This window comes from Halapricum salinum, from assembly GCF_004799665.1.
Taxonomy (GTDB): domain Archaea; phylum Halobacteriota; class Halobacteria; order Halobacteriales; family Haloarculaceae; genus Halapricum; species Halapricum salinum.
In genome coordinates this window covers 641,821-653,632 of record NZ_CP031310.1, presented here as the reverse complement: position 1 = coordinate 653,632, position 11,812 = coordinate 641,821, and the positions used below count along the sequence as shown (strand labels likewise).

The window sequence follows — 11,812 nt, the reverse complement described above, 5'->3', positions numbered from 1 at the left end:
TATTCTATGACCGACACGCCGCCGCTGGCCGTCGACGTCGACGGGACGCTGACCGACGGCCAGCAGGCCGTCGACCCCCGCGTCCTGCCTGTCCTCCGGAATTGGGACGCACCTGTGGTCGTCGCCACCGGAAAATCGCTGCCGTATCCGGTCGCGCTCTGTCAGTTCGCCGGGATCCCGACGAGAGTGATCGCCGAGAACGGCGGCGTCACCGCCATCGCCGACACCGACGCAATCGTCTACGATGGCGACCGCGAGGCCGCCCAGGCAGTCCTCGACGAGTACGTCGCGGCAGGCCACAGCCCGGGCTGGCGCGAGACCGACTTCGTCAATCGCTGGCGCGAGACCGAGGTCGCCGTCGCCCGCGAGCAGCCACTCGAACCGCTGGAAGATATCGCCGCCGACCACGGCCTCGAAGTGGTCGACACCGGCTACGCCTACCACGTCAAAGACCCCGAAATGAGCAAGGGCAACGCCCTGCGGACCGCCGCGAGCGAACTCGGTTTCGATCCCGCGGACTTCCTGGCGGTCGGCGACTCCGCGAACGACGTTTCGACGTTCGCGATCGCCGGCGAGGCCATCGCGGTCAGAAACGCCGACGACGCCGCGCTGGCCGCGGCCGACCGCGTGACCGACGCGAGTTACGCCGACGGCTTTCTCGAAGCAGTCGAGGAGTACCGCGAGTAGGCGCTCGACGGAACGCAAGCCTTAGTGACGCGCTCGCCCGAAGCAGGACTAATGCGCGACGTCTTCGAAGTGCGGACCTACGACGGGGCCGGCCGACTGGGCGAGTTGACGGTCCCCCGGGCCGACGTGACCGTCGAGACACCCGCTCTCCTCCCGGTCGTCAACCCGCACGTCCAGACCCTCGAGCCGTCCCGACTCCAGTCGGAGTTCGGCGCGGAGATCATGATTACCAACAGCTACATCCTCCACGGTAGCGGGGACCTCCGCGACACCGTCCTCGAAGAGGGGTTGCACGACATGCTCGGGTTCGACGGAGCGATCATGACCGACTCTGGCTCCTTTCAGTTGGCCGAGTACGGCGAGATCGACGTCACCACGCCCGAGATCCTCCAGTTCCAGCACGACATCGGCAGCGACATCGGCACGCCCGTCGACATCCCGACGCCGCCGGACGTCGAGCGCGAGCAGGCCGAATCCGAACTCAACACGACGCAAGAACGACTCGAAATCGCAGAAGGCGTCGACGTGGGCGAGATGCTGGTCAACGCGCCCATCCAGGGCTCGACGTATACTGATCTGCGACGGGAGGCAGCCGAGCACGCCTACAGTACCTCTCTGGACGTCTTCCCGATCGGCGCGGTCGTGCCCCTCCTGAACAGCTATCGCTACGCCGACGTGGCCGAGATCGTCGATTCGGTCAAGCGCGGCCTCGGCGGGGACGCCCCGGTCCACCTGTTCGGTGCGGGCCACCCGATGATGTTCGCGCTGGCGGTCGCGATGGGATGTGACCTGTTCGACTCGGCGGCCTACGCCCTCTATGCACGGGATGAACGCTATCTCACAGTCAGGGGGACCGAACACCTCGAAGACCTCGAATATTTCCCGTGTCACTGCCCGATCTGTAGCGACTACACGCCCGCGGAACTCCGGAAGATGGACGACCAGGCCGCCGAGGACCTGCTGGCCGAGCACAACCTCCACGTCTCATTCGGTGAGATGCGGACGATCAAGCAGGCCATCAAAGAGGGAAGCCTGTTCGAACTCGTCGAGCAGCGCGCGCGAAACCACCCGACGATGCTCGACGGCTATCGCACCCTCCTCGACGGTGTCGACCGCCTGGAGGCGAGCGACCCTGCGAGCAAGGACGCGTTCTTCCACGTCTCGACCGAGAGTTCGCGCCGGCCCGAAGTCGTTCGCCACCACGAACGCCTCGACCGCTTCGATCTCGACGGTGAGATCCTGCTCGCGACCGACCGTGGGGCGCTCGACCGCGAGTTCGACGAGCGATGGGCCGTGACGCCGCCCTTTGGTCCCTACCCGCCCGCGCTCTCGGAGGCCTATCCGCTGACGGCGGAGGTTCCAGAGCGATTCGAACGGCAGGCCTACGCGGCCGCCGCCGAGGGAATCCGGCGGCTGGTCGCTGTCAATCCCGATGCCGAGTTCACCGTGGCGTTGTGGGATTGGCCCGACGACGTGCTGGAGACGCTGCCAGACGACATACGGGTCGAATCGACGGACAGTTACTCCGAGAAGACGGAGGAATCGGTATGACCGACTACTTCGAAGTCCACCACCGCGACGGGGCCGCGCGAGTGGGTGAACTCCGTCTCGCCGATCCGGTGCGGACGCCGACGCTGGCCGACGATATTACTGTGGACGCCGGCAGCGAGTGGCCCGAGGCCCGCGAGCTGCCCGAGGGCGACGAGAACGAGTTGACGATCCTGCCCCATCGCGGCCTCCCCAGCGGTACCCCCGAAGAAGTCGCCGACGCCTTCGCCCCCGACTACCCCGAGGTCGACTACCCCAACGCCGTCGTCGTCTCGCCGGACACAGTCGAGAACTTCGGCGCGGACGCCTACGTCCTGTCAGGGGCACAGGGGATCGCCGGCCACGCCGCGGCCCTCGTCGAGACGATGATCGACGTTCGCGAGTCGATCCCGGCTGACAGCGCACTCTATCTCCCCGGAATCGCCACGCCCGCCAACGTCGCGACGCTCGTCTACGCCGGCGTCGACCTCGTCGACACCGACCGCGCCGTCATCAAGGGCACCCAGGGCAAGTACCTCACCAGCGACGGCGAGGTCTTTCTGGAGGATCTGGAAGAGCTTCCGTGTGCCTGTCCGGCCTGCCAGCAACCGGCCGAGACGGTCGAGCGCGCCGACTGCGTCGAGCACAACGTCAACGCCCTCCGCGCGGAACTCGCCCGCGTCCGCGAGCGGATTCGCGCCGGCCGCCTGCGTGACTACATCGAGGGCCAGGCCCGCCACGAGCAGTGGCTCACTGCCACCTTCCGTCGACTCGACCAGCAGTACGGCTATCTCGAAGAACGGACGCCGATCGTCCGCGGGGCCGAACTCACGGCCGCCAGCGACGACACCCTCCGACGCGTCGAGATTCAGCGCTTCGCCGAGCGCGTGACTGGCCGCTACACCAACCGCTTCGACAACCCCCTCGTTCTGGTTCCGTGCTCGGCTCGCAAGCCCTACAGCGAGTCCAACAGCCACGGTCAGTTTCACGATTCGATCCAGTTCCGCGGCCACACCGTCTCGATGACCTCTCCCATCGGCGTCGTCCCGCAGGAACTCGAACTCACCTACCCCGCCCAGCACTACGACTCGGTCGTGACGGGCCGCTGGACCGCCACCGAGATCGAGTTCGTCGCGGACGTGCTCGAAGCCTATCTCGAACGCAACGAGTACCCGCGGTACATCGCCCATCTCCCCGAGGACTACCAGCCGATCGTCGAGCGCGTCGAGCGCAGTTTAGGAATCGACTTCGAGTACACTGTGGTCGACCATCCCACCGACACCGAATCGCTGGCGAATCTCTCCAGCACGCTCGCGGGCGAGCAACGGTATCAGAAACGCGAGCGCCAGCACAACACCATCAAAGCGATCGCGGACTACCAGTTCGGCGAAGGCGCTGGAGAGGCACTGTTCCACGATCTCCAGATAGAGAGTCGCTATCCCAAACTCCGGGCCCACGACAGCGACGGCGAGCAACTGGCGGCGCTCGTCCCCAACTACGGGACGCTGTCGCTGACCATCGCGGGTGCGAAACGCTGGCTCGATAGCGACCTCCCGACCAAGACCGCCGAGATCGACGCGTTCGTCCCGCAGGGAAGCGTCCTCGCGCCGGGCATCGTCGACGCTGACGACGACATCCGACCCGGCGACGAGGTCGTCTTCGAGGGGCCCAGAGCCCTCTCGATCGGCCGCGCGGAGATGTCCGGCCCGGAGATGGCCGAGAGCACGCGCGGGATCGCCAGCGAAGTCCGCCACACCGAGGAGAAGTAGACCGCTCGACCTGTCAGCACCGCCGGAAACGCCTTTTCAGTCTGGGATTCCTCTCGACAGGTATGACTGATTGGTCTGCAGTGCTGTGGGGATTCGTGGTCGGGATCGTCGCAGGTCTGCTCGCGTTCGTGATCCCGGTCGTCGGACACGTCGGCGCGGGACTCATCGCGGGTTTCGTCGCCGGCTATCTCGCCGGCGGTGGCTTCCGCAGCGGTGCGTGGCACGGACTCCTCGCGGGGGCGCTCGACGGGCTCGTCATCGTCGTGTTGATCGTCCCGATCGCCGGCCTCATCGGCGGCGTCACTGTGGGCCCCGTCGGGGGTCTCCTCGGCGGGCTCGGCGTCTTCGTCGTCGGGATCGTGATCGCGTTCGTCTTCGCGATCGACAGCGCGCTCGGCGGACTGGTCGGCGCGCTGGTCTCGCCGAACGACGACAGGTGACTGGCGCGTCGAACCGCCGCTGTCCCAGGTTCACCACAAGAGCCTTCCATCCGTCGGTCGCGCACCCTGTATGGACAGTCGGCTTGCGAGCGTCCTCGACGAGGCCTTTCCGGACCGCGAGGTCGCCGAGACGTCGCCGCCGGGGCCGTCCTGGAACGAGCAGAACCGGACGGTCCAGGTCACGTTCGCCGACGGCGAGACGATCTATCTGAAGCTCGCCGTCGACGGCGATCCGTCCGGCGTCGTCCGAGAGAGCGCGGTGATCCCGTACGTCGGGGCCAACTACCGGATTCCGGTCCCGACGGTGCTGGCAAGTGACCCCGAGCACGAGATCCCGTATCTGGCGACCGCTCCCGTGCCGGCCGCGGACTTTCTCTCCCGGTGGGACGACGCGGGGGAGGCCCAGCGGGAACAGTTCGCCCGGGAGGTCGGCGAGAGTCTTGCACGAGTGCACGACCAGCGCTTCGACCGGCACGGACACGTCGTCGGCGGCGGGGCCGCCGGACTCGAACTCGACGCCGGGCCGTGGACGGACGTCCTCGTGGACACGATCGAGGACCTCCGCGAGATCACGCCGGACGACCAGTTCGATCACCACTTCGACGACGTCATCGCGGCCGTCGAGGACGCCCGTGATCTACTGGATTCGGCCCCGGCGGCGCTGTTGCACGGCGACACGGCCGTCCCGAACTGCTTCCGGGCGGACGAGCGGATCGGCTTTCTGGACTGGGAGATCGCCCACGTCGGCGACCCCGTTCGCGACCTCCAGTACACGCGCGACCAGCACTTCGACTCGCTCAGATCGTCCGGTCCCGAGAGACTCGTGACCGCCTTTTACGACGGCTACCGCGAGCAGGCCGGAGGCCTTCCGGAGGGATTCGACGACCGGCTGCCGGTCTACGAGGCCGTCAACCATCTGGGAATCTCCGGGCACGTCGAACGGATCGCCGAGTTCCACGACGAACCCCGTGACGAACTGGCCGCATGGATCGACGCGGAGATGTCTCGGTTGCTGGCGACTATTCGATGAGTATGGTCCGACAACGCTATCGGCCGATCGGCCCGCGCTGGCTGCTGGTCGGTGCTGTGGCGGCGGCCCTGCTGGTGGCGGCGGTCCTTCCGACTGGCGATACCGTGGCTCGCACTGGGCCGTTCGGGATCCGGCTCGATCTCTGGTTACACGCGATCGGGTATGCCGCCCTGGAAGTAACTGCCCTCGCTGCGATTGCCGGTGACTCGGATCCACCGCTTCCCATCCGGGCAACGCCGGTGGCTGTCGTCGGCTACGGCCTCCTGTTAGAAGGCGTTCAACTGCTGGTTCCCTACCGAACGGGCAGTCTCGCGGACGCACTGGCCAACGCTGTCGGTGTGGTCTTCGCACTGATCTGCTGGTCCCTCGTCGTCCGCCTGCGCTGACCTGTCGTCCGGGATACCGTTATGTCGCTGGGCGTGGTATCTGGTGACATGTCCAGCGAGGAGGCATACGTGCCGGGCGTCGTCCGCTGGTTCATTGTGGCCATCGTCCTGGGGCTCGTGCTCGTCGCGGCGTTCTGGCGGCCCGAGTCGGCCGTCACTCGACCTGGCCCGCTCGGACTGCTGGACGAACGAACCTGGGTCGAAGGCGCCTCCTACGGGGTGTTGACGCTGACACTCCTGTACGCGATCTCGCCGGCCAGCAGTTCCGGAACGATTTCGCCACTTTTCGTCCCGATTTTCGTGCTCTCGCTGGCCTGTCTTCTCGAAGCCGGACAGGCACTCACCGGTGTGGCGACGTTCGAAGCGGTCGATCTGGTCGCCGCGGCGGCCTGTTCGATCGGTGTGACGCTCGTCTGGGACGCCGGCCGGCGCGCGATCCGGTTGCCACCTGCGTGACTCCTCGTATCGCCACCCTCACATCGACTCGGGCGCGGCGACGCCCAGCGCGTCTAGCGCGTTCGCGACCGCGGTCTTCGCAGCGGCCACGACTGCCAGTCGTGCCGCCCGCGTCTCGGGATCGTCGGCAGTGAGAACGGGACACTCCCGGTAGAAGGTGTTGAACGTCTCGGCGATGTCGCGGGTGTACGTCGCGACGACGTGCGGGCGATGTTCGTCGGCGGCGCGCTCGACGACCTCTTCGAACCGGGCGATCTCGCGGATCAACGCGGCGCTCTCCTCGGCGTCGAGCGCGTCGGCGTCGACCCGGTCTGGGACCTCGTGGCCAGCCGATACACCTTCGTCCAGAATTCCACAGCACCGCGCGTGGACGTACTGGACGTACGGCGCGGACTGGGCCTCGAAGTCCAGCGCGCGCTCCCACTCGAAGGTGATCCCCTTGGTGGGCTGTTTGGAGACGATGTCGTACCGCACCGCGCCGATTCCGACCTGGTGGGCGATGCGCTCGACGTCTTCGTCGCTCAGGTCGTCCCCACGCAGGCGGTCGTCCAGGCGGTCCTCGACCTCCTGGCGGGCGCGGTCGATGGCCTCGTCGAGCAGGTCGTCCAGATCGACACCGGTCCCCTTTCGGGTGCTCATCCCGCCCTCCGGGAGGTTGACCCACGAGTAGAAGACCTGTTCGAGCTGGTCGGTGTCGTGGCCCAGCAACTCCAGGGTCGAGGAGAGCTGGTCGGCCTGGAGTTTGTGATCCTCACCGAGCACTGTCACCGCACGGTCGAAGTGCTCGAACTTCCACTCGTGGTGAGCCAGATCTCGCGTGGTGTAGAGCGACGTTCCGTCCGCGCGCAGGAAGACGAGGTTCTTCTCGAAGTCCGGCAGGTCGAGTTGCCAGGCGTCTTCCTCGTAGACGGCACAGTCGAGTTCCTTCAGTCGGGCGACCACGTCGTCGGTGCTCCCGTCGCGCATGAACCGCGTCTCCTTGACGAACTCGTCGAACGTCGCAGGAAGGCGTTCGAGCGTGCCCGTCATCCCTTCGAGGACGGTGTCGACGACCTCGCTCACGCGCTCGAAGGTTTCTTCGTCGCCGTCTTCCAGTCCCTGGAGGATCGCCGCGATCTCGGCTTCTGCCTGTTCGCCGGCGTCTTCGCCGGCGTCTTCGAGGTAGCTGTTGCCCTTGCGGTAGTACCGGACCATCTCGTACTCGGGTGAGTCGCGTTCGGGTTCCGGCAGGTCGCTGTCGTCGAAGGTCTCGTAGGCCCACGTGAACACGGCGATCTGGCGACCGGCGTCGTTGACGTAGTAGTTGGTCTCGACGTCGTAGCCCGCGTACTCGAGGACTCGCGCCAGCGCGTCACCGATGATCGGGTTGCGGGCGCGGCCGACGTGGACCGGCCCCGTCGGATTGGCCGAGGTGTGTTCGACGACGACGCTGGTCTCCTTGTCGGGCAGGTGACCGAAGTCCTCTCTCTGGGCGGCTTCGACGGTGGCTTCGAGGTACTGGTCGCTCGCCAGGAAGTTGACGTACGGCCCCTGGGTGGTCACCTCACCGACGAAGTCGTACTCGTCGGAATCGATCGCGGCGGCGATGTCGGCAGCGATCTTCGGCGGCGGTGCGCCGGCTTCGCCAGCGAGGCGATAGGACGCACTCGACGCGAGGACGGCGGGCACGTCCTCGGGCGGGCGTTCGATACCCAGGTCGTCGGTCGGGAGGTCGAGGGACGCAAGCGCCGCCGTGAGGGCGTCTTCGACCTCCGCGCGCAAGGAGATGAACATATCCAGTCGTTTTCCAGCGGCGGGTATAGGGGTAACGGGTTGGGATCAGACGTTCCGACTGGAGGAGACGCCGAAGCCGGTGTCGCCGACTTTGGTCTCGTAGACGACCTGGTGGCGGCGACTCAGCGCGCCGTTGAAGTCGCCGATCCGCATCGTCTTTCGAGCGTTTGTCCCGCGGTCGTTGACGTAGAAGTACAGACAGCCGTCCAGCGCGGTGTTGATCGTCTCGTCGCTGCGGACTTTCTCCGGACGAGCGTGATAGAGGACGTTCACGAGGCCGCCCCACTCGGAGGCGGCGTGGCGCAGTCCCTCGAGCAGGCCCAGCACGTCTCCCCACTCGACGCCGAAGTGGCGACCGCGCTCGAAGGCGGTCAGCGAGTCGACGAAGATGAGCGTGTCGTCGCCGACGCCTTCGAGGTGCTCGGCGAGACGATTCAGGAGTCGCTCGAACGACGCCTCGGTCGCCGGTTCCTCGGGGAGGTCCTCGGCTTCTTTCTCGTGGGCTGCTCGACGAAGTGGGTCGGGAACGGGCGCGAGATCGAAGAAGTCGTCCGAGAAGTCCGTAATCTCCAGGTGCTCGGCGAGGATGTTGAACTGCCGGGCCGACAAGACCGCGTCCATCCCGTCGAGGACGCGTTCAGGCGGGTGGTTGAGTGTCACGTAGTGGACTGAACTCGGGATGCGTTGGCGGACAGCGTCGTTGATCTTCCGGTCCGTGTACCGCGGGGCGTGTTTCAACAACAGCAGCTGTGCGGCGTGGGTGAAAGCGTAGGCGTCGGTCCCGGCGTCGGGCGCGCCGACGAGCAACGTCGCCGTTCCGGCCGGCAGTCCGTCGAACCGACTATCGAGCGTCGGAAACCCGAACGGAATCCGTCCGATGCTGTTGCTGAGTTCCCTGGCCCGTGCTGGATGGTACGGCATCGGGGCAGTAATTTCGGTCCGTCTTGATAAGCCTTCGCGTCAGGCCAGATTCGCCCACGTCTCGTCCTCGGCGAGCGCTGCCAGTCCGTCCTGCAGGGTCCGGTGTTCGTCTCCGTCGGTCGAGGGATAGACGGCTGCGATCTCCTCGTCGCGACGGACCACCAGGCAGACGACGGGCAAAAAGAGCACCGTCCGATTTTCGCGGTCCCCCGCCTTCTCGCGGAAGAACGGCTCCAGAGTGATGTCACTGTCTTCGGTGACGTCGTACAACTCCGTGACGATGTCCGGCGTGCCGCTGTCGTTGCGCGTCCCGTCGTTCGGGGCCGCGACGCGGCCGCCCCAGTAGTGGACAGTCACCTCGTCGATGATCCCGGTTCGACTGAGCTGTTGGACGCGATCCAGCACCTCCTCCTGTCGCGCTTCGGTGACGCCTGCCACTGCCGAGCGAAGGCAGACGTCGAGTGTCACACGCGCCTGTTCGTTCGCAGGACTCACAGTATCGATGTTCATAGACTCGGTTGAAAACGTTTTCTCCGTTTCTTCGCGTGCCGAAACGCCACTGCTCCGACCGGCGAATCTTCGACAGTCGTCCTCGCGGCCCCGAGCACGGACCGCGTTCGCGTCTCACCGGAGCGACTATCGGCTTTTCCGACTAGATCGACTAGTGAAATGTTACCTTTTCCATCATCTATTTGTAGTGTGTTTTGAAATATCGTTGCATGCGAAAGACACTCACGATTCTGACCGTCGTGATGGTGTTGCTCGCGGGCTGTAGCGGGGGCGGTGGTGGCGGCACTGCGTCACCGACAGAGTCGCCGATGGACGGACAGACGACGGACGACCCGGCGATGGATTCCACGCCGACGCCGGATGGCACGCCGACACCGGACGATTCAGATGAGACGCCGGACGAGGACGATTCAGACGACACGCCGACACCGGGGGATACACCGACTCCAGAGGATACACCGACGCCGGACGATTCAGATGAGACGCCGGAAGACACGCCGACGCCGGAGGACACGCCGGAGCCGGGCGACGGGACGGACGATTCGGAACCGGAGCCATCGAGCGTCGTGTCCGGTCTCAACGCTTCCGACCCCTTCGCGAACGCTACCCAGTTGGACCTGACGCTGTACAACGGATCCCAGGAAATCGGCCTCCACTTGCAAAACGATTCAGGAACCAATACGGAGTTTCTCCGAGTCTCGAGACCGTCCGGTGAGGAGTTAGCGCTCTACACGACGCCCGACTACGTCGCCTACCGGAACAGCACCAGTGGCGAGATTCGCTACGGTGAGCGCGGCGGGAACGTCGGTGTCGGCGTCAATTTCCTGGCTGCGTTCACGATCATCGGTGGCATCGCGTACGCTGGAATCGTCGAGTGGGACCAGACTGGAACCACGTCGGTCGATGGAGAGACCGCCTACGTCTACGAGAGCGATTCACTGAACCAGACCGCGTTGAACAGCAACGAGAATCTGGAGCTCGAGTTCGATCAGGATCGAATCCAGTCGGTCGATGGCGAGATGGTCGTCACCGCTGATGGACGGATTCAGTCGATTACTGTCCTGTTCGAAACGCCGAGCGGGACGTACGGCAGCGATCTGACTGTCGGCTACGACGCCGTCACGATCACACAACCGGACTGGGTCGATGAGTCCGACGCGTCGTCGTAGGTACTCGACACTACGTCCGTGTTCGCCGTTCCGATACCCTGCTGTTTTTGCGTGTTGGCATTCTTGAGAGGCGTATGAGCGAGTCGGACGGGCCGAAACAGGTCGACGACCCCGACTACCACAGTGTCAACCACACTGCGGCCCAGACCTGCGGCTGGACCGACAACGCCCTCCAGGGGGAGGGCAAATGTTACAAGTACGTCTTCTACGGTATCGAGAGCCATCGCTGCATGCAGATGACGCCCGTCGTCAAGTGTAACGAGCGCTGTGTCTTCTGCTGGCGCGATCACGCCGGCCACGCCTACGAACTCGGCGATGTCGAGTGGGACGACCCCGAGGCCGTCGTCGACGCCTCTATCGACCTCCAGCGAAAACTCCTGTCGGGCTACGGCGGTAACGACAACGTCCCCGACGACGTCTTCGAGCAGGCGATGGAACCACGCCACGTCGCCATCAGTCTCGACGGCGAACCCACGCTCTATCCCTATCTCCCCGAACTCATCGAGGAGTTTCACGCGCGGGACATCACGACCTTCCTCGTCAGCAACGGCACCAACCCCGAGGTGCTCGAGCGCTGTGATCCCACCCAGCTATACGTCTCGGTCGACGCACCCGACCGAGGCACCTTCGAGAACACGGTCAAGCCTGTCGAGGAGGACCTCTGGGAACGCCTGATCGAGACGCTGGACGTCCTCGCTGCAAAGGACGACACGCGGACTGTCATTCGGACGACTCTCGTGGGTGGCGAGAACGTCCACCACCCCGAGTGGTACGCCGCGATGTGCGACCGCGCGAACGCGGACTTCGTCGAACTCAAAGCCTACATGCACATCGGCCACTCCCGCGGTCGACTGGACAGGAATTCGATGCTCGACCACGACGACGTCGTCGAATTCGCCGAGGAGATGCAGCGATTCCTCCCCGCCCACGACGAGATCAAGGAGGTCCCCGAGTCCCGCGTCGCGATGCTCTCGACTGAAAACGACACCTGGGTCCCGAAACTCAAAAAGCAGAGCGACTTCTGGGCCGACGACCCGCTCGTGGAATACGGCGACTGATTCGGAAATTATCCCCGAAATCCCTCACGATCTCCCATTCCAATTCTGAGAAGCGTACAATCTCCGGTATGCTTATGAGTGGCGAT

Annotated in this window: 12 protein-coding genes; 9 read left to right on the top strand and 3 right to left on the bottom strand. The window is 65.3% G+C overall.

The genetic code is table 11. The features are described from left to right. Nucleotides 1–6 precede the first annotated feature (6 nt). The 7 genes from DV733_RS03165 to DV733_RS03135 all read left to right on the top strand — a co-directional run bounded on the left by DV733_RS03165 (nt 7) and on the right by DV733_RS03135 (nt 6,295). Nucleotides 7–687, top strand: coding sequence for a phosphoglycolate phosphatase (locus tag DV733_RS03165; protein ID WP_049993746.1), 681 nt, complete (start codon nt 7–9; stop codon nt 685–687). A 51-nt stretch (nt 688–738) separates the two neighbouring features. Continuing rightward, the gene (tgtA, locus tag DV733_RS03160) at nt 739–2,238 is read left to right on the top strand and encodes a tRNA guanosine(15) transglycosylase TgtA (protein WP_049993745.1); all 1,500 of its coding nucleotides are present in this window, start codon (nt 739–741) and stop codon (nt 2,236–2,238) included. Further along, the gene (gene arcS, locus DV733_RS03155; protein ID WP_049993744.1) at nt 2,235–3,983 is read left to right on the top strand and encodes an archaeosine synthase subunit alpha; all 1,749 of its coding nucleotides are present in this window, start codon (nt 2,235–2,237) and stop codon (nt 3,981–3,983) included. The genes tgtA and arcS overlap by 4 nt, the downstream gene beginning before the upstream one ends. 62 nt (nt 3,984–4,045) lie before the next feature. After that, a complete protein-coding gene (locus DV733_RS03150) occupies nt 4,046–4,423 on the top strand; it encodes a DUF5518 domain-containing protein (protein ID WP_049993743.1) in 378 nt (125 codons plus the stop codon). Nucleotides 4,424–4,493: 70 nt separating this feature from the next. Further along, nucleotides 4,494–5,453 carry a phosphotransferase family protein gene (locus DV733_RS03145; protein ID WP_049993742.1) on the top strand — a complete coding sequence of 320 codons (960 nt, stop codon included), beginning with the start codon at nt 4,494–4,496 and terminating at the stop codon, nt 5,451–5,453. Continuing rightward, on the top strand, nt 5,450–5,839 hold the full coding sequence (locus DV733_RS03140) for a VanZ family protein (protein ID WP_079979414.1): 390 nt from the start codon (nt 5,450–5,452) through the stop codon (nt 5,837–5,839). The genes DV733_RS03145 and DV733_RS03140 overlap by 4 nt, the downstream gene beginning before the upstream one ends. A 48-nt stretch (nt 5,840–5,887) precedes the next feature. Beyond that, the gene (locus tag DV733_RS03135; RefSeq protein WP_049993740.1) at nt 5,888–6,295 is read left to right on the top strand and encodes a hypothetical protein; all 408 of its coding nucleotides are present in this window, start codon (nt 5,888–5,890) and stop codon (nt 6,293–6,295) included. A gap of 18 nt (nt 6,296–6,313) precedes the next feature. On the opposite strand, the gene argS is transcribed toward DV733_RS03135, so the two are convergent. The 3 genes from argS to DV733_RS03120 are packed head-to-tail and all read right to left on the bottom strand — an operon-like array spanning nt 6,314 to nt 9,484. After that, complete coding sequence (gene argS / locus DV733_RS03130) at nt 6,314–8,068, bottom strand: arginine--tRNA ligase (RefSeq protein ID WP_049993739.1); 1,755 nt, start codon at nt 8,066–8,068, stop codon at nt 6,314–6,316. 45 nt (nt 8,069–8,113) lie between these two features. Beyond that, nucleotides 8,114–8,989, bottom strand: a complete 876-nt coding sequence (locus DV733_RS03125; RefSeq protein WP_049993738.1) for an RAD55 family ATPase — start codon at nt 8,987–8,989, stop codon at nt 8,114–8,116. 39 nt (nt 8,990–9,028) lie between these two features. Continuing rightward, the gene (locus DV733_RS03120) at nt 9,029–9,484 is read right to left on the bottom strand and encodes an HTH domain-containing protein (RefSeq protein ID WP_136342270.1); all 456 of its coding nucleotides are present in this window, start codon (nt 9,482–9,484) and stop codon (nt 9,029–9,031) included. A 224-nt stretch (nt 9,485–9,708) separates the two neighbouring features. On the opposite strand from DV733_RS03120, the gene DV733_RS03115 reads away from it, so the two are divergent. Both DV733_RS03115 and twy1 read left to right on the top strand, forming a co-directional pair. After that, a complete protein-coding gene (locus tag DV733_RS03115; RefSeq protein ID WP_049993736.1) occupies nt 9,709–10,668 on the top strand; it encodes a hypothetical protein in 960 nt (319 codons plus the stop codon). A gap of 74 nt (nt 10,669–10,742) precedes the next feature. Continuing rightward, on the top strand, nt 10,743–11,726 hold the full coding sequence (twy1, locus tag DV733_RS03110; RefSeq protein ID WP_049993735.1) for a 4-demethylwyosine synthase TYW1: 984 nt from the start codon (nt 10,743–10,745) through the stop codon (nt 11,724–11,726). The last annotated feature ends 86 nt before the right edge of the window (nt 11,727–11,812 follow it).